Genomic DNA, 25,813 nt, shown 5'->3' with positions numbered 1-25,813 from the left:
GCACTCCCCGCTCTTTTTCCATTCAACGCGTCTCGCGCACCGTGAGCCAGGCGCTGGCCGCGCCGCTCAGCACGATGGCTGCGATGCCGGCCATGGCCCAGGGGTCGGGCACATGCCGGAACACCAGCCAGCCGGCCAGCATGGCGAAGCCGATCTGGCTGTAGAGAAAGGGCGCGAGGGTGACCGGCGTGGTGCGCGCATAGGCCTGCATCAGCAGCATGTGGCCGCTGGCGCTGAGCAGCCCCATGAGCAGCATGCCCAGCCAGAGCCACAGGTCCTGGATCGGCACCCAGGCGAAGGGCACGGCCAGCGACACCAGCGCGGTGGCCAGCCAGCCGGTGTAGAGCTGCGTGGTCGCCGGGCTTTCGCGCCCGGCCATGCGGCTGCTGACGACCTGGTAGCCGGTGTTGGTCGCCAGCAGGCACAGCGGCCAGACCAGCGCCCAGCCGAAGGCCTGCCCGCCCGGGCGGATGATGGCCAGCGTGCCGGCCAGCCCCAGCGCCACCAGCACCCAGCGCGGCGCGCTCACGCGCTGGTGCAGCCAGAGCGCGGCCACCACCGTCACGCAAAGGGGCGTGGTGGCGACGATGGCGGTGAACTCGGCCAGCGGCATGTGCAAGATGCTCAGCAGGCCGCACAGGCTCATGGCCGCGAACAGCACGGCGCGCAGCACCTGGAAGCGCGGCTGCGTGGTGCGCAGCACGCCCGGGCCCTCGCGGTGCAGCACGAAGGCGGTGGTGAGCAGGGTGTGGAACAGGTAGCGCGCCCAGAGCATCATCACCAGCGGCACGGCACTGCCGACCTGCTTGGTGGTGAGATCCAGCAACGCGAAGCAGGCGCAGGCCGCCACGGTCAGCGCGATGCCCGCCAGCGCCCCGCCCGGCCGGGCGCCGGGCGGCACGGTGGTCGAGGCGCCCCGGCCGCGCGCGCTGCCGTCCCCGGTCATGCCACGCGGGGCCCGCTGCGTTCGAGCAGCATGGAGTCGCCATAGCTGAAGAAGCGGTAGCGCTGGGCGATGGCGTGGCGGTACAGGCCCATGACCTGGGCGTAGCCCGCGAAGGCGCTGACCAGCATCATCAGCGTGCTCTTGGGCAGGTGGAAGTTGGTGATGAGCAGGTCCACCACGCGAAAGCCGAAGCCCGGGGTGATGAAGATGTCGGTGTCGCCCGTCGCCTGGCCCGAGCGCGCCCATGATTCCAGCGTGCGCACGGTGGTCGTGCCCACCGCCACCACGCGCCCGCCGCGCTGGCGGCAGCGCTCCAGCGCGGCCAGCGTGGCCAGGGGCACCTCGTACCACTCGCTGTGCATGCGGTGCTCGGCCAGGTTCTCGGTCTTGACGGGCTGGAAGGTGCCGGCGCCCACGTGCAGGGTGACGCTGGCGCGCTCGATGCCGCGCGCCGCTAAACCGGCCAGCACGGCCTCGTCGAAGTGCAGCGCGGCGGTGGGCGCGGCCACGGCGCCGGGGGCACGGGCGAAGACGGTCTGGTAGCGCTGGCTGTCCTCGGCTTCGTCCGGGTCGTGGTCGGCGTTCTGCTGGCGCTCGATGTAGGGCGGCAGCGGCAGGTGGCCGTGGCGCTCCATCAGCTCCCACGGGCTTTCACCGGCCGGGCCGTGCAGCGCGAAGCGAAAGAGCGGGCCGTTGTCGTCGGGCCAGCGGCCCAGCAGGGTGGCATCGAAGCCGCCCGCGGCGCGGCCACCGGCCATCAGCACGGTGCTGCCGGGCAGCGGCTTCTTGCTGACCTTCATGTGGGCCACGACTTCGTTGCCTGTCAGCACCCGCTCGATCAGCAGTTCGAGCTTGCCGCCGCTGGCCTTCTCGCCGAAGAGCCGGGCCTTGACCACCCGGGTGTCGTTGAACACCAGCAGATCGCCCTCGCGCAGCAGGCCGGGCAGCTCGCGGAAGATGCGGTCGACAGGCTCGCGGCTGCGTCCGTCGAGCAGGCGCGAGCCGCTGCGCTCGGGGGCCGGGTGCTGGGCGATGAGCTCGGGCGGCAGCGCGAAGTCGAAGTCGCTGAGGGTGAAGGTGCGCGCGGGCGCGGCGGCGGCCTCGGCGCTGGGCGAGGACGAAGGCGAAAGAGAAGAAAGAGGCGTCTGCATGTCACTTGAGGGCCTGACAGGCCCGTGCCAAGGAGGAGGATCGGGGAAGGGAAGGAACGGGACAAATGGGCGGCCAGCGCCTGCTTTGTGCGCCGGATTCTCCCACGCAGCCGCTTTCAGCCCTGCGGGCCGCCCCAGAGCGCCGAGAGGTCGGTAAAGCCCCAGCTCGCCGGATCTTCGCGGGCGACGATGCGTTCGGTACAGCCCGGCGCTGCCAGATTCACCGGCTCGGGCGTAATGCGCAGGCCGGACTTGGTGGAAAAGAACACGTTCACGCAGGGCGCGATCAGCGCCTGGCCGGACTGCCGCATGACCACGCCCAGGCGCCCGGAGGTCAGCCGCACCAGCGAGCCCACCGGATAGATGCCGATGCTCTTGACGAAGGCCTGGAAGAGCCGCGGATCGAAGTGCGCAGGGCCCCACTCCGCCATGCGGCGCACCGAGTCCGCCGGGTCCCAGCCGCGCTTGTAGGCGCGGTCGGAGGTGATCGCGTCATACACGTCGCAGATGGCCGCCATGCGGGCGATCAGGCTGATGCCGTCGCCCCGCTGGCGGTGCGGATACCCGGAGCCGTCCATCTTCTCGTGGTGGTGCAGGCAGGCTTCGAGCACGAGCGCAGTCGCGCCGCCCACCTCCTGCAGCATGGCGTGGCCTTCCACGGGGTGTTCGCGCACGATGGCGAACTCCTCTTCGGTGAGCTTGCCGGGCTTGTTCAGGATATTGAGGGGAATCGCCGCCTTGCCCAGGTCGTGCAGCAGGCCCGCCATCCCTGCCTGACGCACTTCGTCTTCGGGTAACTGGACCTGCCGGGCCAGCGCCACCATCAGCGCACACACAGCCACCGAATGCAGGTAGGTGTAGTCGTCGGCCGTCTTCAGGCGCGCCAGGCTGATGAGGGCGCAGGGATTGCGGGTCACGGAATCGGTGATCTCCTGGACCAGATCCCGCGCGCCGGACGCATCCACGGCGCGACCCAGGCGCGCTTGGGCGAACATGCTGGCCACCGCCTCGCGCGCGCGGTTGCAGATCAGCGCGGCGGCGCGCAGTTCGGCCTCCATGGAGGTCGGTGGATTGCAGGGCGACGGGGCGGACGGTGGCGCCGCAGGCAGCTCGCAGGCCCCCTCGGCAGCCTCGGCCATCTCGGCGAACTGGCTGTCGATCTGGGAGTCGGCCTCTTCGCGGCTGACACCGGGCACGCCGCTGGCCACGTCCAGACCGCGCGAGGTGTCGATCCAGACTTCGCGGACGGCGGTCTCTCGGATGCGCGCCAGATCGTTCGGGTCTTTCAGCACGAACCCGCTGCGCCAGAATGGATGGTCCATCCACGAACCGCAGAACTGGTGCAAGTACATGCCCAGGGAAAGATCTCTGACGCTGATTCGCTTGAGCATGATGCCGATCGGCCCACGTGCTGCAGGCCCCAATACAGGCTGGGGAGATACCAGGGGAGCCATGGTAGCCTTTTTCCCCAATGATTCATTGCAAATTATTACAAAGCATCTCCCATGCCCCGCGCCCGCAGTGACAGCGCCGCGCCGCCACCTGCGTCTGCGGTAGCAGCGCCCCCCGCCGCCGCGGCAGCCACGCCCCGCAAGCAGCCCAGCCCCGCGCAGAAGGCCCTGCACAAGCTCGGGCTGGTGCGCGACATCGACCTGGCACTGCATCTGCCGCTGCGCTATGAGGACGAGACCCGCATCACGCCCATCCGCAACGCGCGTGACGGAGACACCGTGCAGATCGAGGCGACGGTCGTCGCCTGCGAGATCTCGCTGCGCCCGCGCCGCCAGCTGGTGGTGACGGTGGAGGACGACACCGGCACCTGCGAGTTGCGCTTCTTCAGCTTCTACCCCTCGCACCAGAAAACCATGGCGGTGGGCGCGCGACTGCGCGTGCGCGGCGAGATCAAGGGCGGGTTCTGGGGCCGGCAAATGCTCCACCCGGCCTTCCGGCTGGCAGGCGGCGAGCTGCCTGCCGCCCTCACGCCCATCTACCCCACCGTGGCGCAGCTGCCCCAGGCCTATCTGCGCCGGGCCGTGGCGGGCGCGCTGGTGCGGGTGGACCTGTCGGACACCCTGCCCCCGGACGCCCAGCCGCCCGTGCAGATGGCCTATGGCCCGGATGGCTTGCAGCGCTTGTGGAAGCTGCGCGAGGCGCTATGGTTTTTGCACCATCCAACCCCCGACGTGGCGCTGGCCACGCTGCAGGACCACAGCCACCCCGCCTGGCAGCGGCTGAAAGCCGAGGAGCTGCTGGCCCAGCAGCTGTCGCAGCAGCGCTCCAAGCGCGAACGCGACCAGCTGCGCGCCCCGGTGCTGCGCCCGCAGGCCGGCGCGGGCGCCGCCCCGCTGCATGAACAGCTGCTGGCCGCCCTGCCCTTCGGCCTGACCGGCGCCCAGCACCGTGTGGGCGAGGAAATCGCCCACGACCTGGCCCGCCCCGTGCCCATGCACCGGCTGCTGCAGGGCGACGTGGGCTCGGGCAAGACCGTGGTGGCGGCTCTCGCCGCCGCCGTGTGCATGGATGCGGGCTGGCAGTGCGCGCTGATGGCACCCACCGAGATCCTGGCCGAGCAGCACTTCGCCAAGCTGGTCGGCTGGCTGGAGCCGCTGCTGGCCGCCAGCGGCCGGCGCATCGCCTGGCTGGCCGGGGGGCAGAAGAAAAAGGAACGCGCCGCCATGCTGGCGCTGGCCGAAAGCGGCGAGGCCGCGCTGGTGGTGGGCACGCATGCCGTCATCCAGGAGCAGGTGCGCTTCAAGAACCTGGCGCTCGCCGTGATCGACGAGCAGCACCGCTTCGGCGTGGCCCAGCGGCTGGCGCTGCGCAAGAAGCTGGAGCACCACGGCATGGAGCCGCACCTCCTGATGATGAGCGCCACGCCCATACCGCGCACGCTGGCCATGAGCTACTACGCCGACCTGGACGTCTCCACCATCGACGAGTTGCCGCCCGGGCGCACGCCCATCGTCACCAAGCTCATCGCCGACAGCCGCAAGGACGAGGTGATCGAGCGCATCGGCGCCCAGGTGGCGAGCGGGCGGCAGGTCTATTGGGTCTGCCCGCTGATCGAGGAGAGCGAGGCGCTGGACCTCTCCAACGCCACCGCCACCCACGCCGACCTGGCCGAAGCCCTGCCCGGCGTGCAGGTCGGCCTGCTGCATTCGCGCATGCCCGGCGCCGAGAAGAAGGCGGTGATGGAGCAGTTCAAGAGCGGCGCAATGGGCGTGCTCGTCTCCACCACCGTGATCGAAGTGGGGGTGGACGTGCCCAACGCCTCGCTCATGGTGATCGAGCATGCCGAGCGCTTCGGCCTGAGCCAGCTGCACCAGCTGCGCGGGCGCGTGGGGCGCGGCGCGGCGGCCTCGGCCTGCGTGCTGCTTTATTCCACCGGCGACAGCGGCCGCCTGGGCGAGACCGCCCGCGACCGTCTCAAGGCCATGGCCGAGACCAACGACGGCTTCGAGATCGCCCGGCGCGACCTGGACATCCGCGGCCCCGGCGAATTCCTGGGCGCGCGCCAGTCGGGCGACGCGCTGCTGCGCTTCGCCGACCTGGCCACCGACGGCCTGCTGCTGGACTGGGCCCGCGAGCAGGCCGCGCTCATGCTGGACCGCTACCCCGAGCTGGCCGAGCGCCACGTGCAGCGCTGGCTGGGCGGGCGCTCGGACTACCTGAAGGCCTGAGGGCAGGCGGGGAGGCGGGGAGGCGGACAAGCAGCCCCCGACGACGGGGTCACCATCGCAGACGAGACAGTCACTATTGACGAGGAAAATCGGCCATACGAATGGAAAGCGGTTACGCTTGCCCCCTTTGGACGGGCGCCTCCTGTGGTAAGCACCCCGCGTGCGAGGCCGCCTGAGCGCATCAGGGCTCGGCGTGACGCCGTAGTGCCGATGCGCCGCCCTCTTCCGCCCCGACCACCCATGACTCTCACAGAACTCAAGTACATCGTCGCCGTCGCCCGCGAAAAGCACTTCGGCCGCGCTGCAGATGCGTGCTACGTCTCGCAACCCACGCTGTCGGTCGCCGTCAAGAAGCTGGAAGACGAGTTGGAAGTGAAGCTCTTCGAACGCAGCGCCGGCGATGTCTCGGTCACCCCGCTGGGTGAAGACATCGTGCGCCAGGCGCAGAGCGTGCTGGAGCAGGCCGCAGCCATCAAGGAAATCGCCAAGCGCGGCAAGGACCCGCTGGCGGGCGTGCTGACCCTGGGCGTGATCTACACCATCGGCCCCTACCTGCTGCCCGAGCTGGTGCGCCACGCCATCGCCCGCACGCCGCAGATGCCGCTGATGCTGCAGGAGAACTTCACCGTCAAGCTGCTCGAAATGCTGCGCACCGGCGAAATCGATTGCGCCATCATCGCCGAGCCGTTCCCGGACACTGGCCTGGCCATGGCGCCGCTCTACGACGAACCCTTCCTCGCCGCCGTGCCGAGCAGCCACCCGCTGGCCGAACAGAAGTCCGTCTCGGCCTCGCAGCTCAAGAGCGAAACCATGCTGCTACTGGGCGCGGGCCATTGCTTCCGCGACCACGTGCTGGAGGTCTGCCCCGAATTCGCCCGCTACGCGAGCAACGCCGAAGACATCCGCCGCACCTTCGAAGGCTCATCGCTGGAAACCATCAAGCACATGGTCTCTGCCGGCATGGGCGTGACCCTGGTGCCACGCCTGTCGGTGCCGCGCGACGCACTGGCCACCGGCTCGCGCCGCCGCAAGAGCGACGACACGCATATCCGCTATCTGCCCATCGCCGAAGACGACGGCAGCGCCCCGCCCATGCGCCGGGTGGTGCTGGCCTGGCGGCGCAGCTTCACGCGCTACGAGGCCATCGCCGCGCTGCGCAACGCCGTCTATGCCTGCGAACTGCCGGGCGTGACGCGGCTGTCCTGATGCGATGGCGGGGCGTGATGCACCGCCAGGCCCCGGAGCAGCGGACACGCCTCGGGCCAGACCGCCGGCGCGCCGGGTTGCGCTACAGTCTTTGTCGAGCGTCCGCAGCGCGTGCCCGCCACTCCCCCCGCGGCACGCCCCCCTTGCCTTTCACACCCAGGAGGTTGTTTCACCATGGCCAAAGCCCCCAGCAAGACCGCCGTCAGCAAGACCGGCGCCCCCCGCATCAACATCGGCATCAGCGACAAGGACCGCGCCGCCATCGCCCAGGGCCTGTCGCGCCTGCTGGCCGACACCTACACGCTCTACCTGACCACGCACAACTTCCACTGGAACGTGACCGGCCCCATGTTCAACACGCTGCACACCATGTTCATGGGGCAGTACACCGAACTGTGGAACGCCGTGGACCCGGTGGCCGAGCGCATCCGCTCGCTGGGCCACCCCGCGCCGGGCTCCTACGCCCAGTTCGGCAAGCTGACTTCGCTGCCCGACGTGCCGACCGAGCCGCCCCACGCGCTGGAAATGGTCCGCATCCTGGTCGAAGGCCATGAAGCCGTGGCGCGCACTGCGCGCGAACTCTTCCCCATCGCCGACAAGGCCAGCGACGAGCCCACGGCCGACCTGCTGACCCAGCGCCTGACGGTGCATGAGCAGACCGCCTGGATGCTGCGCTCGCTGCTCGAAGACTAAATTCGGCGCTTGCTGCGCCAAGCAGCCCACCGGACAACGCCCGCAGCCGCGGGCGTTCCCATTTCCAGCTCGGACTATTTCGCACCATGCCCCCCCACACCGCCGCTGAGCCCACGCCGCCCACGCCGCCCACGCCGCCCACGCCCCCCCGATCCCGCCTGTCGCTGTATCTCGACCTGATCCGCTGGAACCGCCCGGCCGGCTGGCTGCTGCTGCTCTGGCCCACGCTGTCGGCGCTGTGGATCGCGGCCGGGGGCTTTCCGGGCTGGCACCTGCTGGCGGTGTTCACGCTGGGCACCATCCTCATGCGCAGTGCCGGCTGCTGCGTGAACGATGTGGCCGACCGGCGCTTCGACCGCCACGTCAAGCGCACGGCCCAGCGGCCCGTGACCAGCGGCGCCGTGTCGGTGCGCGAGGCGCTGGCCGTGGGCGCCGCACTGGCCCTGGCGGCCTTCGCCCTCGTGCTGACGACCAACGCCGCCACCATCGCCTGGTCCGTGCCCGCGCTGGCCGTGACGCTGGCCTACCCCTATGCCAAGCGTTTCGTCTCCATGCCCCAGGCGGTGCTGGGCGTGGCCTTCAGCATGGGCATCCCCATGGCCTTCACGGCCGTGGGCCGCGAGGTGCCCTGGCTGGCTTTCTGGCTGGTGCTGGGCAACCTGTTCTGGGTGCTGGCCTACGACACCGAATACGCCATGGTGGACCGCGACGACGACCTGAAGATCGGCATGAAGACCTCGGCCATCACGCTGGGGCGCTGGGACGTGCCGGCGGTGATGGCGTTCTACCTGCTGCTGCTGGCGATCTGGGGGGGGGTGCTGGCGCCGCTGGGGCTGGGGGTGGCCTGGTATCTGGGGCTCGGGGTGGCGCTGGCGCAGGTGGGGTGGCACTGGACGCTGATTCGCGGGAGGACGCGGGAGGGGTGTTTTGCTGCTTTCAGGGCGAATCATTGGGTGGGGTTCGCCTTGTTTGCGGGGGTGGTGCTGGGGTTCGCCTTTCGGTGATTTGCTACTTTTTTCGTAGCTTCATGCGATTGTTCTTTCTGGGTTCTGGGCATTTTTTGTGCTGATCGAGTGATTGCTTCCCGGGGTTCGGGATGTGCGCCCGACAGCGCACTCACTTTCTTTTGCTTCGCCAAAAGAAAGTAAGCAAAGAAAAGGCGACCCCCAGTCTGCGACCCCTGCGCTTGCGCTACGGGGCAGACCTGCGTCGGGGCGCTTGCGGGGTGCCGCCGCAGAACTCACTTCGCGCTGCGCGCTCCGTTCGGACAGCCGCGGCGAGTCAGAGCACGAGGCATGCGTGTCCTTCGGCACGCATGCGCACCCCGCAAGCACCCCGCCGCAGGCGCAGCCAGCAGGGGGTGAACCGCCGCACACGGGCCATTGCTTCGCTCGGCCTGGCACGCGCGCGCTTCGCGCTGCGCTGGGCTTTCCCCATGCGAGGGCCGAGCGCAGCGATGGCCCGACTGGTTCCCCACTCCCTTCTGTGCGTGCCGAGAAGCGCAGCGCGGCGGGTGCGTGCGTGTGCCGAAGGACACACGCACTTCGTGCTCGGACTTGCCGCAGCATGTTTGAACGGAGCGCACGCAGTGCGCGCAGTGAGTTCTGCGGCAGCACCCGCCGACCGAGCATCGCAGGTTGCCCGTAGCGCAGCGGAGGGACACGCACAGTAGGGTCGCCTTTCTTTTGGGTACTTTTCTTTGGCGAAGCAAAGAAAAGTACCTCGCCCGCCGGGGCGAGACCCGGCCCCGGAAAACAACCACTCAGCAAAACCCAGCAACAAGCAGAGCAGGAATCAGCCCCCAGCCCCCACCCGATCCACCAACACAGCACTCGCCTCACTCAACCCCACCACCTCCACCCCACTCCCCTGCCCCCTGAACCGCTCCACCACCTTCTCAAGAGCCCCCACCGCCGTCACATCCCAGAAGTGCGCCCCAGAGACATCAATCCGCACCGCCCGCCCCCGGGCGGCCAGCACATCGAACGCCTCGATGAACGCATCCGCCGACGCGAAGAACACCTGCCCCCGCACTCGCCAGACGAGCGGCTCCGCCGAGCCGGCATCGAGATCGGCCTCCGAAGGCCCCTGCACGTCCAGCATCCGCGACACCTTGAACGCGAAGAACACCCCGCTCAGCAGCACCCCCACCGCCACGCCGGCAGCCAGGTTGTGCGTGGCGATGGTGACCACCACGGTCGCCAGCATCACCGCGCTGGACAGGCGCGGGTGCCGCAGCAGCTGGCCCAGCGACTTCCAGTCGAAGGTCGATGCCGACACCATCACCATGATCGCCACCAGCGCGATCACCGGCACGCGCGAGACCCAGTCCTTGAGCGCCACCATCAGCACCAGCAGGAACACGCCCGCGAACAGCGTGGACAGACGCCCGCGGCCGCCGTACTTCACGTTGCTCACCGCCTGGCCGATCATTCCGCAGCCCGCGATACCGCCGAAGCAGCTGGCCGCCATGTTCGCCAGGCCCAGGCCGGCGCATTCGCGGTTCTTGTCGCTGGGCGTGCCGGTCAGATCGTCCACCACGGCCGCCGTCAGCACCGACTCCAGCAGGCCGACCAGCGCGATCGCCAAAGCCGGCAGCGCGATGATGCGCAACGTCTCCCACGAGGCGGGCACGGCCGGCAGGCCGAAGAACGGCAGGCTGTCGGGCAGCCGGCCCAGGTCGGCCACGGTGGGCAGGTGCAGGCCCAGGGCGGATGCCAGCAGCGTGAGCGCCACCACGCAGATCAGCGGCGACGGAATGGCCGTGAGCGCCCGCAGCCCCAGCCGCCGGCCCAGCCAGGACAGGCCGTAGATGATGGCCAGCCCCAGCTCCAGGAAGGCCCAGGTGGCGGGCTGCGCGTCCTTCAGGTGCGGCAGCTGGGCCGAAAAGATCAGCACGGCCAGCGCGTTGACGAAGCCCGTGCGCACGGAGCTGGAGACGAAGCGCATCAGCACGCCCAGCTTCAGCAGCCCGAACACCACCTGCACCGCCCCGGCCAGCAGGCCCGCCGCCAGCAGATAGCCCAGGCCGTGCGCCGCCACCAGGGGCGCGGCCACCAGCGCCACCGAGCCCGCCGCCGCCGACACCATGGCCGGCCGCCCGCCCGCGAAGGCGATCACGATGCTGATGACGAACGAGGCGAACAACCCCACCGACGGATCGACCCCGGCGACGAAGCTGAAGGCGATCACCTCCGGGATCAGCGCGAAGGTGGCGACGGCGCCGGCCAGCAGCTCGCGGGGAACGCTGGGCGCCCATTCGGCGCGCAGGCGGGAGATCAAGGCGGTGGTGCTCATGGGAAGAACGGCGAAGAAAGCGAAAAAAGCAACGCGCGCCGAAGCGCGCGTGGAATCAGGGGCCAGCAGGACGCGACCGCAGGGTCGCCGTCAACTCAGTTCACGCCGCAGCACTTCTTGTACTTCTTGCCGCTGCCGCAGCTGCACGGGTCGTTGCGGCCGGGCGTGTCGGCGCGGCGCACGGCCTCGACGCGCGGACCCATGCTCTTCCAGAGACGGCGCAGGTCGTAGATGGCCCAGATGGCTTCGCCGAAGGCCTCGACGCGGGCCTGGCTGGTGCTGGGCGGGCCGTCTTCGGAATACATGCAGACCTCGGGCTTGCCGGTGTCGTCCTCGGTCAGCGCGACGATGGCGTCCAGCGCCTCGTTGAGCCAGTCGGCGGCCTCGCGGTCGCGCGGCGCGGCCCATTCCTCGGGCCAGTTCTCCACGGCGAACATGAAGCCCAGCGCCCAGACCTGGCCGAAGGACGGGATCTCCTGGCCCTCCATGTCGGCGCGCTCTTCTTCGGGCAGGCTGGCGATGGCGCCGCGCATGTCCATGGCCTCGGGCTGGAAGGCGTCGTCTTCGTCGAGCGACTGCACGTCGGCGTCGAGCTGGCTCACCACCTCGTTCCAGCGCAGCGTCCACAGCTCCAGGAAGCGCGCCTGCTGGGCCGCATCGGCGAACGCCGGCAGCAGGGGCAGGGGCTCGCCCTCGGCCACGTCCAGCTCGCCGCCGTCGCCCAGCAGCATGGGTAGCCATTCGGCGACGGGCACGGGCCGGCGGGTGCAGGCCAGGGCAGTGAGGAAGCCGTCGCAGAACTCCCACTGCGGGATTTCTTCCGCGCGCGAGCGCAGGTCGTCCAGCAGGGTGTCGAGTTCGTCGAGCTGGTCAGCGCCGAGCGCGGCGGAGGGCTCCTGGGAGCTATCGGGGGTTGGGGACATGGTGGTGGCCTGGCGTGTGGGGTTGAAGACGTGAGCAGGAAGGGGGCGGAAGGCGCTGCCGCCGGCCGGCACGGGCCGTCGGGGCCACCCGCAGGCGGCGCTGCGGCGCCACCGGGAAAGGCCGGCAGTTTAGCCGGCCCGCCCCCGCCCCGCTGCGGCAGGGCCTCGTCGTCAGTCATCCCGCGCTGCCACCGCCGGCGGCTGGTGCGCGCCGGCCGGGTGGACGCAAAAGGTTGCGGCGCCCTTCAGGCGCGATGGGCCGCCAGCGCCTGCGCACGCTGCTGCTCGTATTCCTGCGCGCTCACCGGCTTGGCATCGACGTCGCCCAGCTGGCTCATGGGCACGCGGAAGGTTTCGCGGGCGGTGAAAGCCGCCAGTGCGGAGATCACGGTGACGCCAAAGGCGATGGCACCCACGGTGAGCCAGATGTTGGCCGCGCCGGGGGGCGCCACGGCGGTGAACAGCGCCGGCAGCATGGCGGTGATGGCGGTGCCCACGTTCTGGGAAATGGCCATGGCGGACACGCGGGTGCGTGTCGGGAACAGCTCGGGGTAGAACGATGGGAACACGGCGTTGTAGCCCTGATAGACCAGGCCCCACATCAGCAGCGACATGCAGATCGCCAGCGGCACGTTGCGGATGCTGATGGCGTAGAGGTAGCCGAAGGCCAGCAGCCCTGAAAGCAGCGCGCCGATGATGATGGGCGGGCGACGGCCGATCTTGTCGGAGAGGTTGCCGACCAGAGGGATCACCAGCACGGCCAGGATGTTGCCCAGCACGGGAATCCACAGGTAGATGTCCTTCGCGAAGCCGATGCCGTAGGCCGGCTGCACGGCATAGGCGGCGCCGAAGATGGTGGCGACCACGGGAATCACGTTCATCAGCGCCATGCAGACCACGCGCAGCATGTCGGGCCAGTGGTACTTGAACGCATCGACGATGGGCGAGCGCACGCGCTCCTGCTGCGCAGTCTCGTCGGTGAAAGCCGGGGTTTCGGCCACTTCGCGGCGGATGATCCAGCCGGCGATGATGACGATGAAGCTCAGCAGGAAGGGAATGCGCCAGCCCCAGCTGTTGAACTGCTCGGTGGGCATGTAGTGCGCCAGCGGCAGGAACACGGCGGCGGCCAGGATCTGGCCGGCCTGCACGCCCTGCAGCGTGAAGCTGGCGAAGAAGCCGCGGCGGCCGAAGGGCGCGTGCTCCAGGATCATCGAGCTGGCGCCGGAGATCTCGCCGGCCACGGCAAAGCCCTGGATCAGGCGCATCAGCACCAGCAGCGCGGGCGCCCACAGGCCGATCTGGTCATAGGTGGGCAGCAGGCCCACGGCGATGGTGGAAAAGCCCATCAGGAACATGCACCACACCAGCACCTGCTTGCGGCCGTGCGTGTCGCCGATATGGCCCAGCACGAAGGCGCCGATGGGGCGCGCCACGTAGCCCACGCCGTAGGTGGCGAGCGAAGCGATGATGGCAATCGCCGGATCGCCCTTGGGGAAGAAGATCTGCGGAAAGATCAGCGCCGCCGCGGTGGCGTAGATGAAGAAGTCGTAGTACTCCAGCGCGGAACCGATCCAGCCGCTGGCTGCGGCTTTCTTCGACTGGTGCCGGCCTTGCGGCTCGGTAGCGGGTGCATGGGCCATGGTGATGTCTCCAATGTTGGCGGGAAAACGGAAAACTCGTCGTTCTAGGTGGAAGGGATCAAGGACAGGAAAAGGTGCCGGCAGGGATGAGGGCCCGGGTTCAGCGCTGGGCCAGCGAGGCCAGCCGCGCCGCTGCGTTGGCAGCGCCCCAGCCGTCGTAGCCGCCCACGCGCTGCGCGATCTCGAAGAACAGGCCACCGGCCTGGCTTTCGGTATAGGCGTGCAGGTAGTCGCCCTCGGGGGAGCGGTCGAACAGCACGCCGGCCGCACGCAGACGTTCCAGCAGGCCGGGCGCCAGGTCCAGGCGGGCCTGCAGGTCGTCGTAGTAGTTGCCGGACACGGGCTCGAAACGCACGCCGCGCGCCTGCAGTGCGGCCACCGACGCGAAGATGTCGTCGCAGCCGAAGGTGATGTGATGGACCGCTCCCGCGCCGGTCACGCCTAGCTGGCGCGCCGTGGCCGTGCGCTGGCTCAGCGGCACGTTGAGCACCAGGCGCAGGCTGCGCTCGGCATTGGCCACGCCCTGGCTGCGCACCAGGCCGAAGGGGTCGGCCAGGTCCAGGCTCTCCATGCAGTCGAGCCCCAGCACGGCGCGGGTGAAGAGCGCCCAGGTGTCGCGCTGGTCCTGGCCCAGGCCCAGCGTCAGGTGATCGACGCATTGCAGGCCGGGCACCGGCCCCGCGTCGTCCTGCGCGGCGGCGTCCCGCACGAAGTCGGACTCGAACAGGCCATCGGCGCCCAACGCGGCCGGCACGAAGTGGATCAGGTTGCCACCCGGCGCCACGGTGGCGGGCACGCGCTGCTCGTGCGGACCGAGCGGGCTGTCGTAGGGCAGCGAGCGCATGGCCTTGGCGCGCCCCAGCGCGCCAATGGCGTCGTCGCAGCGCAGGCCCAGCGCGCAGACGGAGGTGCCATGCAGCGCGAAACGGCCGCGCGCGAACGAGTCGGGCTGGGCGTTGACGATGAGGTGGATGTGGCCCTGGCGATAAAGCGTTGCGGCCTTGGAGCGGTGACGCCCCACCCGCGCGAAGCCCAGGCCGCGCAGCACGCCGTCCAGTGCCTCGGCCGCGGCTTCGTCGGCCGCGAATTCGATGAACGACACGCCCTGGAAGGTCGGCGCGGGCGGCGGGTTGAAGAGTTCAACGCGCAGAGGCGGCGCAGAGACCGGGGCGCGCGCGGCAGCGGACTGCGCGGTGGACTGCGGGGTGGTGAGGCGCTGGCGCACCTCGCTTTCCAGATAGAGCAGCGAGCGCATGGCGTCCACCGCCGTGCGGCGGTTGGGCGTTTCTCGGAACAGGTCGTTGAAGATCTCCAGCGACAGAGGCCCGGTGTAGCCGGCGCGCAGCACCTGCTCGAAGAAGCCGATCACGTCGAAATCGCCCTGGCCCGGGAACACCCGGTGGTGGCGGGCCCACTGCAGCACGTCCAGCGACATGAGCGGCGCATCGGCCATCTGCACGAAGAAAATGCGGTCGCCCGGAATGCCAGCGATGGGCGTCGGGTCGTCGCGCAGCGAGAGGGTGTGGAAGCTGTCCAGGATCAGGCCCAGGTGCGGGTGGTCGGCCCGCCGGACGATGTCCCAGGCCTGGCCGAAGCGCGAGGTGTGTCGGCCCCAGGCCAGCGCCTCATAGCCCACGCGCAGGTTGCGGCGGGCGGCGCGCTCGGCCAGCGTGTGCAGCTGGGCGGCGGCCAGGTCTGGATCGTCGGTGGAGTGCGGCAGGGTGTTGGAGCAGCACAGCACCAGGGGCGCGCCCAGTTCCTGCATCAGGTCGAACTTGCGCTCGGCGCGCTCCAGGGCGCGGGAGAAAGCGACGTCGGGCAGGCCTTCCATGTCGCGCAGGGGCTGGTAGAGGTCGATCGACAATCCCAGATCCGCCGCGATGCGGCGCAGTTGGGCCGCCGAGCCCTGGAAATGGATGAAGTCGGCCTCGAACAGTTCGATGCCGTCGAAGCCGGCGGCCGCGACGGCCTCCAGCTTCTGGCGCAGGGTGCCGCTGAGCGAGACGGTGGCAATGGAACGGTGCATCGAAGGAGCCGCCATGGCGGTCAGGCAAGCGCGCCGCGCACGCTGCAGGCCCAGGCCATCACGGTGCCGGCGGCGGCCTGGAAGCAGCAGAAAAGTGCGCGAGTGGAAAACATGGCGGGACTGTAGGAGCCCGCCTGCGGCCAAACAACGCTTGGCGCGCCACGAGCGATCGATGATCGATCAAATGCGTTCGATATTCGCGCGGAATGCGGGATTGACCTAGGTCATTGCGGGGGCTGCCATTCTCGCAGCGCCCGCACCTGTTCCCGCGCGATACGGCCCGCGCCTTCGGCGAGCGATGGGCTGAACCACTCCTCGGCTACCGTGCGCGGCAGCCCCGCGCACGCGCTGGCGATGTGCTCGGCCATGCGCTCCGGGCGCACCTGCAGCCCCGGCAGTGCCACGGCCAGGGCGCGGGCGCCAGCGTGCGCGCAGCGCAGCAGCTGCGGCCATTCGGCCAGCTCGGCCTGCATGCCGCCCAGCCCGCGCTCATGCTGCTGCACCATGGCCGCGAGCAACGCGGCCACGCGCTGCGGAGCGCGCTGGGCGGCTGCCAGCGCCACCATGGAGGCCACTGGGTTGCGCTTGTGCGGCATGGTGGTGGCCGCGCCCCGCCCGGGCTCGTGCGGCTCGGCCACCTCGCCGACCTCATGCTGGCCCAGCAGCACGATATCGCCCGCGATCTTGCCCAGGCTTCCCGCGATCACGCCCAGCTCGCAGCCCAGCGCCACCCATTCGTCGCGCTGGGTATGCCAGCTGCCGCCGGGGTCGGCCAGGCCCAGCTCCTGCGCCATGCGGCGGCGCACGGCAGCGCCCTGCGCGGGCGGCATCTGCGCCAGCGTGCCCACGGGCCCGCCCAGCTGCAGCTGCAGCGCCCGGCCGGCCGCCGCGTGCAGGCGGCTGCGTCCGCGCACCAGCGGCGCGGCCCAGCCGGCGCATTTCAGGCCGAAGCTGGTGACCGAGGCCGGCTGCATCAGCGTGCGTGCCAGCAGGGGGGTGGCGGCATGGCGCTCGGCCAGCGCCAGCAGGGCCTGCACGGCGCGCGCGAGGTCGGCATCCAGCAAGGAGACGGCCTCGCGCGTAGCCAGAGCCATGGCCGTGTCCACCACATCCTGGCTGGTGCTGGCGTAGTGCACATGGCGCGCCGCATCGGCGTTGAAGAGCGCCACCGCCTCGGTGAGCGCGCGCACCAGTGGAATGGCGATGCTGCCGGCGCAGGCGCTGTCGCGCACGATCTTGGCCACGTCGAACAGCTCGACGCGGCAGCTCGCGACGATGGAGCGGGCCGCATCGGGCGGGATCAGCCCTTCGGCGGCCTGGGCACGGGCCAGCGCGGCCTCGAAGCGCAGCATGCCGGCGACGATGGCCTGGTCGCCGAAGGCTTCTAGCGTTTCGGGCGCACAGAGAAAGCCTTCGAAGACGCTCATGCGCGCCGTGGCTGCCAGCCGGTCCGCAAAGTGTGTGGCCCCATGGGTCTGAGCCAGTTCAGCGCTAGTACTGCAGCCGGGCCACGGCACGCAGCTCTTCGGGCGTGGCGGTGCCGAAACCGAAGAATTCCAGGTAGGCGGGGATCATCTCGAACAGCATGTCGGTGCCGACCTGCACCGCGCAGCCGCGGGCGCGAGCGGCCTGCAGCAGCGGCGTGTATTCGGCCTTCATGACCACCTCGCCCACGAAGGTGGATGGCGCAATGCGCTCTACGTCGAAGGGCAGCGGGTCACCCTCACGCATGCCCAGCGGCGTGGCGTTGACCACCACGTCGTAGCCGGCCGGATCGTTGGAGCCCGTACGGACCACAAGCTGCGCATAGTGCTCGCGCAACCGCGCGGCCAGCGCTTCAGCCGAGGCGGCATTCATGTCGAACAGCATCAGCTCGGCCGCGCCAGCCGCCGCGATGGAGGCGGCAATGGCCGAGCCCACGCCCCCTGCGCCCGAGACCAGCACGCGCGTGCCGGCGAAGGGCCGGCCCTTGCGCTCCACGCCGCGCACGAAGCCGGCGCCGTCGAACTGGTCGCCCAGCATCGTTCCGTCCGGGCGCAGCAGCACGGCGTTGCAGGCGCCGGCAATGCGAGCGGTGGGCGTGACCTCATCGACCAGCTCCATGGTCGCGACCTTGTGCGGCATGGTGACGAGCGCGCCGCGCAGGTTGGTGAAGCGAAAAATCTGGCGCAGCGAGGCGGCGTAGTCCTCGGGCTTGACGCCCATGGGCACCACCACGGCGTCAATGCCCCGGCTGTCGAACCAGGGGTTGTAGATCATCGGGGCCTTGAAGGTCTCGGTGGGGTAGCCGATGTGGGCGATGAGCGTGGTTTTGCCGGAGATCATGGGAAAGGCGTTCAAAAGCGGGAGAAAACGAGGGACGACGCGAGAGCCGCCGTTCAGGCGACGCTGGCCGAGCGGTAGCGGATGGGCGCGGCGATCTCGGCGCGCATGGCGGGTGGGTAGATGATTTCGCGCAGGAAGGTCATGTCCTCGCAGAGCGCGTCGGCCACCTCGGAGTAGCCGAAATAGCGGAAGTAGTGCGGCATCTGCTGGATCAGCATCTCGAAGCCGGCCTGTGCATGCAGTCCGCGCGCGCGGGCGGCACGCACGAGGGGCGTGGGCTGGTTGCGCAGCAGGATGTCGAAGAGCGCGGCATGGGCGTCCATGCGCTGCACGTCCACGGGGCTGGCGTCGGCGTCCTGCAGGCCCAGCGGCGTGGCGTTGATGACGAGGTCGTAGCCCTCGGGCGCGTTGCTGTCCACGGCCACGATGGTGGCGTCGAAGAAGGCGTCGAGCTGGGCCGCCACACCGGCGGCCTTGCCCGAAACCGTGTCGTGGAAGGCGATGCGTTCGGCGCCATTGACGGTCCCTCCCTCGGCCAGCGCCAGGCCGATCGCGGCCGCGCTCACGCCCGCGCCCAGGATGAGCACGCGCTTGCCGCGAAACGGGATGCCGTAGTGGTCCAGCGCGTCGAGCAGTCCATCGCCGTCGAACAGGTCGCCCTCGAGCTGGCCCTCATCGGTGCGGCGCACCACGTTGACCGACTCGGCCACGCGCGCGCAAAGGCCGCAGCTGTCCAGCAGATCGACCACGCGCGGCTTGTGCGGCGGCGCGATCACCATGCCGCGCAGGTTGTGCGCCAGGAAAGAGGCTCGGAAATGCACGGCGAAGTCACGCACGGGCACCTGCACCGGCACCATCACGGCGTCGATGCCGAAGCGCGCGAAGACGGCATTGAACATACGCGGCAGCCGCACGTTGCGCACGGGGTCGCCGGGCAGCAGATACACCTGGGTATCACCGGTGATGGGTTGGCTCATGGGACAGGCACTCCGAGGATCCGAACGCAACGCGCCCACCGGGGCGGCTGCACCCCCCGGTTTATAGCCGGCGCCCCGCCCTGCATGAGGGCTTGAACCCTGATAACGATCGTTTAACGCACGCCAGCGTCCGATAATCGAACAAAAGCAGGGTTTTCGCCAGAATGCCCCCCGCCCATTCCATTCCAACGCCAGAGGCACACTCCAGCCCATGCTTGAAGAAGAATCCACAGCCCCCGCAGGGCTGGACAAGCGCGACTGGATCGCAGGGCTGGAGCGGGGCGTGAGCATCATCGAGGCCTTCGACGACGCGCACCCGCGCATGACGGCCAGCCAGGCTGGCCAGCGCACGGGGATGACCCGCACCGCGGCCCGGCGCTATCTGCTCACGCTGCAGCACATGGGCTATATCGCCAGCGACGGCAAGCTTTTCTGGCTGACGCCGCGCGTGCTGCGGCTGGGGCGCTCCTACCTCGAATCGGCGCGGCTGCCGCGCGTGGTGCAGCCCTTCCTGCAACGGGTGGCGGCCGGCACCAGCGAGATCGCCTACCTGAGCGTCATGGACGGCGACGAGGTGGTCTACATCGCCCGCAACGGCCCGAACCGCAGCATGAGCACCGGCTACGTGCTGGGGGCGCGCGTGCCGGCACAAGTGACTGCCTCCGGCATGTTGATGCTGGCCCTGCGCAGCGATGCCGAGCTGGCCGAATGGCTGGCCAGCCGCCCGCTGCAGGTGTTCACGCCCTACACCATCGCCAGCCTGGAGCGCATGCAGCTCGAGCTCGCGCGCATCCGCGCGCAGGGCTGGGCGCTTTCCGAGCAGCAGCTGGACCTGAACTCGCGCGGCATTGCCGTGCCGCTGCGCGACCGCCATGGCACCCTGGTGGGCGCGCTCAACATCACCATGCCGATGGGCCATGAAAGCTCGGACGATGCGGTGGCCCGCGTGCTGCCCGTGCTGCGCGAGACCGCCCAGGCCATGCGCAACCTGATCTGAAAGCAGTGCTCGGACTTCGCTGACGGAGCGACGCGCGAACCGGCTCGCCAGCTGCGATCGCGGACGTTTCCGTAGCCCCGCGTGGGCCGCGTCCGACAGCTACATGCCGCGCTGCAACCTATCGTTCCGTGCAGCGCTCCTGCCCCGTCCTGCACCTTTTCGCATGCCTTCCTCAGCCACCGCCGCCGCAGCCCCCCTGCCCGAGGCTGCCGCCGCCCCTCCTCGGGAGGGCTCGGACCCGGCGCGGCATTCGCCCTCGCTGTCACTGGCCGCCTGGCGGCAATTCATGACCGTGGCCAAGCCCTACTGGCAGGGCGACAAGCGCTTTGCGGCCTGGTCACTCATGGGCCTGCTGGTGCTGCTGATGCTGCTGGAAACCCAGCTGGCCGTGATGCTGGTCGATAGCTCCGGCGAGATCACCTCAGCCCTGGCCGCGCGCGAGCGCGAGCGCTTCTGGCATGCCGTCCACACCTGCCTGATCGTGCTGGCCTTCGCGGTGCCGGTCTACGCCTTCTACTACTACATGCGCGACGCCTTCGCCAACCACTGGCGGCGCTGGCTCACGCACCGCTTCCTCGACGGCTACCTGAACGGCCGGCGCTACTACGAGCTGAACGCCCAGGGCACCATCGACAATCCCGACCAGCGCATCAGCGAAGACATCAACAGCTTCACCGGCCGCTCAACCCACTTTCTGCTGATCTTCATCGGCGCAGGCATGCAGCTGGTGGCCTTCAGCGCCGTGCTGTGGTCGATCTCGCACGTGCTGGTGGCATTCCTCGCTGTGTATGCGCTGGTGGGCACGGTGGTGGCCCTGTACGTCTTCGGCGCGCCGCTGATCCGGCTGAACTTCTGGCAGCTGCGGCGCGAGGCCGACTTCCGCTTCGGCCTGATGCGCCTGCGCGAGAACGCCGAATCCATCGCCTTCTACCGCGGCGAGGCGCAGGAGCGCGCCCAGCTGGACCACAGCTTCCAGGCGGTGTTCAACAACTACGCGCGGCTCATCAAGCGCCAGCGCTCGCTCAACCTCTTCCAGCGCGCCTTCAGCCAGCTCACGGTGGTGATCCCCAGCATCATCCTGGCCGAGGCGGTGCTGTCGGGCGACATGGAAGTCGGCCGCGCCATCCAGGCCGCAGGCGCTTTCGCGGCGGTGCTGGCCTCGGTCTCGCTGATCGTGGACAACTTCGAGAGCCTGAGCCGCTTCGTCGCCGGCATCGGCCGGCTGGATACCCTGCACCAGGCCCTGCTGGGAGCGCCGGAGCGCCACGAGCCGCCCGAGCCCGAAGCCGTGACGGCTGCAAGGCGCGCGCGCCGGCAGGAGCTGCGCGAGCGTCGCCAGGCCCGCCAGCGCCGCAGCGCCGGCGCGATGGGGGAGGACGCCGACGCTGCCCCCTCCCGCGCCGCCGCGCCCGTGGCCTCGCTGTCTCCGCGGCCGCAGAGACGCCCCCCGGCACCGAGGGCTGGCCGTGAGATCGAGGCCCGCCCTGGCGAGCGCTTCGCCATCGAGGCGCTGACGCTCTACACCCCCGGCTACGCCCGCCTGCTGGTGCGTGATCTGACACTGGAAATGCAGCCCGGCGACGCCCTGCTCATCACCGGCGCCAGCGGCTGCGGCAAGAGCTCGCTGCTGCGCGCCATTGCCGGGCTCTGGCGCACGGGCGAAGGCGTGGTGCATCACCCGCCGATGGAGGACGTGTTCTTCCTGCCCCAGCGCCCCTACATGCAGCCCGGGTCGCTGCGCAGCCAGATGATCTATCCGGCGCAGTCCACCCAGCGCTCCGATGCCGAACTGCTGCAGATCCTGCGCGACGTGCAGCTACCCGACCTGGCCGAGCGCGTGGGAGGGCTGGACGCCCAGCGCGACTGGGAAAAGCAGCTTTCCATGGGCGAGCAGCAGCGCCTGGCCTTCGCCCGCGTGCTGGTGCGCCGGCCGCGCGTGGTGATCCTGGACGAGGCCACCAGCGCGCTCGACAGCGCCAACGAGGCCCGGCTCTACGGCAGCCTGCGCGAGGGCGGCGCCACGCTCATCAGCATCGCCCACCGCGCCGCCGTGCTCGCGCACCACACGCACGTGCTGCGACTGACGGGCGACGGCGGCTGGTCGCTGCACCCGGCGGACGGGTTCCGCTTCGACGGGGATTGAAAGAGCGGCGCCGCGAGGCGCTCAGACCGCGTTCGCAGCGGTCTCGGCGACGGCGGCGGACTGTTCTGCCAGCACCAGCGCCGTGGCGATGTCCGCGCCCAGCAGCATCAGCCGCTTGCGCATGCAGAGCACGGCTTTGTCCTTGCTCAGCAGAATGGCGGCGTGGGCAGCGGCCAGGTCGATGAACTTCTGGTCGTCCGCGTCCTTGCACACATAGGCCACGCGCGGCGCCACGTCGCGCAGGCGCGCCTGCGCGTCGAAGGCGGCAAGCACCTGGGCGGCGCTCACGCCGTAGAACTCCATGCGCGCCACGATGTGCGGATAGGCCAGCACGCGCTCCAGCTCGTCGCGCATCACCTGGGTGGCGATCCACTCCAGCCGCCCCTCGGCCAGCGCCTTCCGCAGCGGGACGGTGCGCGGGTCCGAGAAGATCAGCAGATCGAGCGCGACGTTGGTGTCCACCACCACGGGGCGCACCGCCTCGCCCTCGCCCGGCACGGCGGGCAGGCGGAATTCAACCGGCATCGGCAGCACCACCCGCTGCCGGTGCGGCAGCGGCGGACTTGGGCCCGCGCTCGCGCACCGCGCCCTTGATCATGTCGAAGCGGAACAGCCGGCATTCGATGGGGCCGTTCCACATCGGTACGCGGCGCGACTCCTTCAGACGCATCTGGCTGGGCAGCTTCAGGTCGGGGGTCAGCATCCACGCGGTCCAGCCGCTGTAGTTCTTCTTCCAGTGCGAGGCGAGCTGGCTGAAGAACTCGCTGCCGTCCTCGGTCTGCGCGGTTTCGCGGCCGGCGCGGTCCAGCTGGCTCATGCGCTCCGCCGCGTTGCGGCCGAAGGTGCCGGCGGCGGCGATGCGCTCGCCATACGGCGGGTTCAGCAGCAGCACGCCGGGCTCCTCGGTGGGCGGCATGCGCTGCAACGCGTCGCCGCCGCGCAGCTGCACGGCCTGGGCTACGCCCGCGCGCTCGGCGTTGCGCTGCGCGAAGTCCACCATGCGGTGCGAAACGTCACTGCCGAAAACCGGCGCAGCCGGGGCAATGATTGCACCTTCCGCTTCATTTTTAATAGCAGACCAGACATGGGCCTGGAAGGGCAGCAGCTTCTCGAACGCGAAGCGCCGCTGCATGCCGGGCGGAATGCGGCAGGCGATCTGCGCGGCCTCGATGGCGATGGTGCCGCTGCCGCAGCAGGGGTCATAGAGCGGCACGGGCGCATCGCCCAGCGGGTCCCAGCCGCTGGCGGCGATCATGGCGGCGGCCAGCGTTTCCTTGAGCGGCGCGTCGCCCTTGTCCTCGCGCCAGCCGCGCTTGAAGAGCGCCTCGCCCGAGGTGTCGATGTAGATCGTGGCCTCGTCGGTGGTCAGGTGCAGGTGGATGCGCACGTCGGGCCACTGCGTGTTCACGTCGGGGCGGGCGCCACCCTTGGCGCGGAAGCGGTCGGCGACCGCGTCCTTCACCTTGAGCGCGGCGAAGTTGAGGCTGTTGAGCGGGCTGTGCTGGGCGGTGACTTCGATCTTGAAGCTCTGGTGCGTGGTGAACCAGATCTCCCAGGCCACGCCGCTGGCGAGGCCGTAGAGGTCGCCCTCGTTGCGGTAGGGGCGGTGGGCCAGTTGCACCAGCACACGCTGGGCCAGCCGGCTGTGCAGGTTCAGCCGCATGGCGTCGCGCCACGAGGCGCGCACCAGTACGCCACCGCGCCCGGTGAGCAGGTCGTGCCCGGTCAGGCCGGTAATGGCGTGGACTTCGTCCGCCAGATAGCCCTCGACGCCGGCGGCGCAGGGCAGGAAAAGTTGCAATTGATTCATAGAGAGGCGCCAAGGATACGCGCAGTGTGCCCGCAGGCCCGCGGGCGGACGGCGACTCATTCGCACTCCCGCCAGAGTGCTGGTGGCGCCGGCACCGCTGTGCGATAGTCCGCCCATCCTCCCACCCCATCCGCTGCATCCATGCTAAACACTCTGCGCGCCCGGCTGATCGGCATTTGCGTGGCCATCACCGTCCTGTCCCTCTTCGCGCTGGCTCTCGCGACGTTCCTGGTCGTGCGCAAGAACACGCTGGAGGGCCTGGACGAGCGCATCGGGCAGCTCACCCGCACCCATGCCGCGGAGCTGGCTGAGTGGGTCCGCGACAAGCAGCGCGTCACGGGCTCCCTCAAGGCCGCCGTGGGCCAGGCCGAGCCCGTGCCCTTCCTGCTCGCGGCCAAGGAGGCCGGTGCTTTCGACGACACCTACTTCGTCTACGCCGACAAGCGCAACATCTTCTCCCACCCCATGCCGCCAGACTACGACGGCACAGCACGCCCCTGGTACAAGCAGGCGGTGAAGGCGGGCGGCCCGGCACTCACGCCGGCCTATGTGGACGCCAGCACCGGCAAACTCACCATCAGCTTCGTCGAACCCGTGGGTCCGGCCGGCCAGCCCACGGCCGTGGTGGGCACCGATATGCACCTGGACACGGTGACCCGCAAGGTCAACGCCATCCACCCCATCCCCAAGAGCTTCGCCTTTCTGCTGGACGGCGACGGCCACATCCTCTCGCACGCCAAGGCCGAGCTCGCACTCAAGCCGGTGACCGCCATCGCGAAGGAGCTCGACGCCGCGCAACTGCGTGAATTGGCCGAGCGCGGCGGCTATGCCGAAGCCGTGATCGACGGCGCCGACCAGCTGCTCTACGCCGCCAAGGTCGAGGGCACTCCGTGGACGCTGGCCGTTGCCATCGACCGTGCGCAAGCCACGCAGTCGGTGCAGAACCTGCTGCAGGTCGCGGCCGGCATCACCGCGCTGTGCGTGCTGATGGCCGTGGCGCTGCTCACGGTGGCTGTGAGCCGCCAGCTGCGCCGCCTGGCGCTGGTGCGCGATGCGCTGGAAGACATCGCGTCTGGAGAGGGCGACCTGACCCGCCGTCTTGCCACCCACGGCAATGACGAGCTGACGCAGATCGCCAGCGCCTTCAACCGCTTCGTGGACAAGATCGCTGCCGTGCTGATCCGCATCCGCGATTCATCCGAATCGGTGCGCGTGGCCACCAGCGAGATCGCCAGCGGCAATCATGACCTGTCCGCCCGCACGGAGCAGCAGGCCAGCTCGCTGGAGGAAACCGCAGCGGCCATGGAGCAGCTGACGGCCACCGTCAAGCAGAACGCCGACAACGCGCGCCAGGCGCGGCAGCTGGCCGACCAGGCCTCGGAGGTCGCCGTGCACGGGGGCGGCGTAGTAGGCCAGGTGGTGACGACGATGGGAGGTATCGAGGCATCGGCCCGCAAGATCGTGGACATCATCGGCGTGATCGACGGCATCGCCTTCCAGACCAACATCCTCGCGCTGAACGCCGCTGTCGAGGCCGCCCGTGCGGGCGAGCAGGGCCGGGGCTTCGCCGTCGTCGCCAGCGAGGTCCGTACCCTGGCCCAACGCAGCGCCACCGCGGCCAAGGAGATCAAGCTCCTCATCGACGGCTCGGTCGCCCAGGTCAACGCGGGCAGCCGGCTGGTGCAGGATGCTGGAAGCACCATGGACCAGGTGGTGGACAGCGTTCGCCGCGTGACCGCCATCGTGGCGGAGATCAGCGCCGCCACCCAGGAGCAGAGCACGGGCATCTCTGAGGTCGGCAGCGCCGTGAGCCAGATGGACCAGGCCACGCAGCAGAACGCCGCGCTCGTGGAAGAGGCGACCGCCGCCGCGCAGTCGCTGCAGCAGCAGGCGGCGCAGCTGGCCGATGCCGTGGCGGGCTTCAAGCTGGCGGCGGGAGGCGACGCCGCGCTGCCGGCGCTGCCGGCGCTGCCGGCGCTGCCGCGGCACTGAGCCCCGT

Annotated in this window: 19 protein-coding genes; 7 read left to right on the top strand and 12 right to left on the bottom strand. The window is 69.8% G+C overall.

Features of this window, described 5'->3' with window-relative positions; translation table 11 throughout:
• Positions 1-22: 22 nt before the first annotated feature.
• From AC3A84_RS05680 to AC3A84_RS05670, 3 genes are all read right to left on the bottom strand, one after another.
• Positions 23-946: a DMT family transporter gene (locus tag AC3A84_RS05680; RefSeq protein WP_487968675.1), complete on the bottom strand. Its 924-nt coding sequence runs from the start codon at positions 944-946 to the stop codon at positions 23-25.
• Entirely contained in the window at positions 943-2,097 is a 1,155-nt protein-coding gene (gene queA, locus AC3A84_RS05675; protein WP_487968674.1) for a tRNA preQ1(34) S-adenosylmethionine ribosyltransferase-isomerase QueA, read from the bottom strand. The genes AC3A84_RS05680 and queA overlap by 4 nt, the downstream gene beginning before the upstream one ends.
• 116 nt (positions 2,098-2,213) lie before the next feature.
• On the bottom strand, positions 2,214-3,488 hold the full coding sequence (locus AC3A84_RS05670; protein ID WP_487968672.1) for a cyclic di-GMP phosphodiesterase: 1,275 nt from the start codon (positions 3,486-3,488) through the stop codon (positions 2,214-2,216).
• Positions 3,489-3,602: 114 nt separating this feature from the next.
• On the opposite strand from AC3A84_RS05670, the gene recG reads away from it, so the two are divergent.
• From recG to ubiA, 4 genes are all read left to right on the top strand, one after another.
• Positions 3,603-5,777 carry an ATP-dependent DNA helicase RecG gene (gene recG, locus AC3A84_RS05665; RefSeq protein ID WP_487968671.1) on the top strand — a complete coding sequence of 725 codons (2,175 nt, stop codon included), beginning with the start codon at positions 3,603-3,605 and terminating at the stop codon, positions 5,775-5,777.
• Between the two features lie 240 nt (positions 5,778-6,017).
• Positions 6,018-6,983 (top strand): LysR substrate-binding domain-containing protein, encoded by a 966-nt coding sequence (locus AC3A84_RS05660; RefSeq protein WP_487968670.1) that lies wholly within the window; start codon positions 6,018-6,020, stop codon positions 6,981-6,983.
• Positions 6,984-7,157: 174 nt separating this feature from the next.
• Complete coding sequence (locus AC3A84_RS05655) at positions 7,158-7,676, top strand: Dps family protein (RefSeq protein WP_487968669.1); 519 nt, start codon at positions 7,158-7,160, stop codon at positions 7,674-7,676.
• Positions 7,677-7,762: 86 nt separating this feature from the next.
• The gene (gene ubiA / locus AC3A84_RS05650) at positions 7,763-8,680 is read left to right on the top strand and encodes a 4-hydroxybenzoate octaprenyltransferase (RefSeq protein ID WP_487968668.1); all 918 of its coding nucleotides are present in this window, start codon (positions 7,763-7,765) and stop codon (positions 8,678-8,680) included.
• A 790-nt stretch (positions 8,681-9,470) separates the two neighbouring features.
• Here ubiA and AC3A84_RS05645 read toward each other — a convergent pair.
• From AC3A84_RS05645 to AC3A84_RS05615, 7 genes are all read right to left on the bottom strand, one after another.
• Positions 9,471-10,973 carry a SulP family inorganic anion transporter gene (locus AC3A84_RS05645; RefSeq protein ID WP_487968667.1) on the bottom strand — a complete coding sequence of 501 codons (1,503 nt, stop codon included), beginning with the start codon at positions 10,971-10,973 and terminating at the stop codon, positions 9,471-9,473.
• A gap of 95 nt (positions 10,974-11,068) precedes the next feature.
• The gene (locus tag AC3A84_RS05640; protein WP_487968666.1) at positions 11,069-11,896 is read right to left on the bottom strand and encodes a YecA/YgfB family protein; all 828 of its coding nucleotides are present in this window, start codon (positions 11,894-11,896) and stop codon (positions 11,069-11,071) included.
• A gap of 245 nt (positions 11,897-12,141) precedes the next feature.
• On the bottom strand, positions 12,142-13,536 hold the full coding sequence (locus AC3A84_RS05635) for an MFS transporter (RefSeq protein ID WP_487968665.1): 1,395 nt from the start codon (positions 13,534-13,536) through the stop codon (positions 12,142-12,144).
• 100 nt (positions 13,537-13,636) lie between these two features.
• A complete protein-coding gene (locus AC3A84_RS05630) occupies positions 13,637-15,562 on the bottom strand; it encodes a bifunctional sugar phosphate isomerase/epimerase/4-hydroxyphenylpyruvate dioxygenase family protein (RefSeq protein WP_487968664.1) in 1,926 nt (641 codons plus the stop codon).
• A gap of 224 nt (positions 15,563-15,786) precedes the next feature.
• Positions 15,787-16,989 carry a lyase family protein gene (locus AC3A84_RS05625; RefSeq protein ID WP_487968663.1) on the bottom strand — a complete coding sequence of 401 codons (1,203 nt, stop codon included), beginning with the start codon at positions 16,987-16,989 and terminating at the stop codon, positions 15,787-15,789.
• Between the two features lie 64 nt (positions 16,990-17,053).
• Entirely contained in the window at positions 17,054-17,887 is an 834-nt protein-coding gene (locus AC3A84_RS05620; protein ID WP_487968662.1) for a shikimate dehydrogenase family protein, read from the bottom strand.
• A 53-nt stretch (positions 17,888-17,940) separates the two neighbouring features.
• Positions 17,941-18,864: a shikimate dehydrogenase family protein gene (locus AC3A84_RS05615; protein ID WP_487968661.1), complete on the bottom strand. Its 924-nt coding sequence runs from the start codon at positions 18,862-18,864 to the stop codon at positions 17,941-17,943.
• A gap of 211 nt (positions 18,865-19,075) precedes the next feature.
• Between AC3A84_RS05615 and AC3A84_RS05610 the strand changes: the two genes are divergently transcribed.
• The gene (locus AC3A84_RS05610) at positions 19,076-19,861 is read left to right on the top strand and encodes an IclR family transcriptional regulator domain-containing protein (protein WP_487968660.1); all 786 of its coding nucleotides are present in this window, start codon (positions 19,076-19,078) and stop codon (positions 19,859-19,861) included.
• Positions 19,862-20,024: 163 nt separating this feature from the next.
• Positions 20,025-22,004 (top strand): ABC transporter ATP-binding protein/permease, encoded by a 1,980-nt coding sequence (locus tag AC3A84_RS05605; protein WP_487968659.1) that lies wholly within the window; start codon positions 20,025-20,027, stop codon positions 22,002-22,004.
• A gap of 21 nt (positions 22,005-22,025) precedes the next feature.
• Here AC3A84_RS05605 and AC3A84_RS05600 read toward each other — a convergent pair whose 3' ends face one another.
• Together AC3A84_RS05600 and AC3A84_RS05595 are read right to left on the bottom strand one after the other, a co-directional pair.
• Entirely contained in the window at positions 22,026-22,529 is a 504-nt protein-coding gene (locus tag AC3A84_RS05600) for a putative toxin-antitoxin system toxin component, PIN family (protein ID WP_487968658.1), read from the bottom strand.
• Positions 22,519-23,814 (bottom strand): THUMP domain-containing class I SAM-dependent RNA methyltransferase, encoded by a 1,296-nt coding sequence (locus tag AC3A84_RS05595; protein WP_487968657.1) that lies wholly within the window; start codon positions 23,812-23,814, stop codon positions 22,519-22,521. Before AC3A84_RS05595 ends, AC3A84_RS05600 begins: the two co-directional genes overlap by 11 nt.
• Before the next feature lie 141 nt (positions 23,815-23,955).
• Here AC3A84_RS05595 and AC3A84_RS05590 point away from each other — a divergent pair, with 141 nt between their 5' ends.
• A complete protein-coding gene (locus AC3A84_RS05590; RefSeq protein ID WP_487968656.1) occupies positions 23,956-25,806 on the top strand; it encodes a methyl-accepting chemotaxis protein in 1,851 nt (616 codons plus the stop codon).
• The last annotated feature ends 7 nt before the right edge of the window (positions 25,807-25,813 follow it).

The sequence above is a fragment of the Paracidovorax sp. genome, assembly GCF_057642795.1.
This window is presented reverse-complemented; position numbering and strand designations above follow the sequence as displayed.

Bases quoted from the DNA above. Each gene is read 5' to 3' on its own strand.
- AC3A84_RS05680 (WP_487968675.1), bottom strand. From the start codon at position 946: ATGACCGGGGACGGCAGCGCGCGCGGCCGGGGCGCCTCGACCACCGTG.
- queA (WP_487968674.1), bottom strand. From the start codon at position 2,097: ATGCAGACGCCTCTTTCTTCTCTTTCGCCTTCGTCCTCGCCCAGCGCC.
- AC3A84_RS05670 (WP_487968672.1), bottom strand. From the start codon at position 3,488: ATGCTCAAGCGAATCAGCGTCAGAGATCTTTCCCTGGGCATGTACTTG.
- recG (WP_487968671.1), top strand. From the start codon at position 3,603: ATGCCCCGCGCCCGCAGTGACAGCGCCGCGCCGCCACCTGCGTCTGCG.
- AC3A84_RS05660 (WP_487968670.1), top strand. From the start codon at position 6,018: ATGACTCTCACAGAACTCAAGTACATCGTCGCCGTCGCCCGCGAAAAG.
- AC3A84_RS05655 (WP_487968669.1), top strand. From the start codon at position 7,158: ATGGCCAAAGCCCCCAGCAAGACCGCCGTCAGCAAGACCGGCGCCCCC.
- ubiA (WP_487968668.1), top strand. From the start codon at position 7,763: ATGCCCCCCCACACCGCCGCTGAGCCCACGCCGCCCACGCCGCCCACG.
- AC3A84_RS05645 (WP_487968667.1), bottom strand. From the start codon at position 10,973: ATGAGCACCACCGCCTTGATCTCCCGCCTGCGCGCCGAATGGGCGCCC.
- AC3A84_RS05640 (WP_487968666.1), bottom strand. From the start codon at position 11,896: ATGTCCCCAACCCCCGATAGCTCCCAGGAGCCCTCCGCCGCGCTCGGC.
- AC3A84_RS05635 (WP_487968665.1), bottom strand. From the start codon at position 13,536: ATGGCCCATGCACCCGCTACCGAGCCGCAAGGCCGGCACCAGTCGAAG.
- AC3A84_RS05630 (WP_487968664.1), bottom strand. From the start codon at position 15,562: ATGCACCGTTCCATTGCCACCGTCTCGCTCAGCGGCACCCTGCGCCAG.
- AC3A84_RS05625 (WP_487968663.1), bottom strand. From the start codon at position 16,989: ATGAGCGTCTTCGAAGGCTTTCTCTGTGCGCCCGAAACGCTAGAAGCC.
- AC3A84_RS05620 (WP_487968662.1), bottom strand. From the start codon at position 17,887: ATGATCTCCGGCAAAACCACGCTCATCGCCCACATCGGCTACCCCACC.
- AC3A84_RS05615 (WP_487968661.1), bottom strand. From the start codon at position 18,864: ATGAGCCAACCCATCACCGGTGATACCCAGGTGTATCTGCTGCCCGGC.
- AC3A84_RS05610 (WP_487968660.1), top strand. From the start codon at position 19,076: ATGCTTGAAGAAGAATCCACAGCCCCCGCAGGGCTGGACAAGCGCGAC.
- AC3A84_RS05605 (WP_487968659.1), top strand. From the start codon at position 20,025: ATGCCTTCCTCAGCCACCGCCGCCGCAGCCCCCCTGCCCGAGGCTGCC.
- AC3A84_RS05600 (WP_487968658.1), bottom strand. From the start codon at position 22,529: ATGCCGGTTGAATTCCGCCTGCCCGCCGTGCCGGGCGAGGGCGAGGCG.
- AC3A84_RS05595 (WP_487968657.1), bottom strand. From the start codon at position 23,814: ATGAATCAATTGCAACTTTTCCTGCCCTGCGCCGCCGGCGTCGAGGGC.
- AC3A84_RS05590 (WP_487968656.1), top strand. From the start codon at position 23,956: ATGCTAAACACTCTGCGCGCCCGGCTGATCGGCATTTGCGTGGCCATC.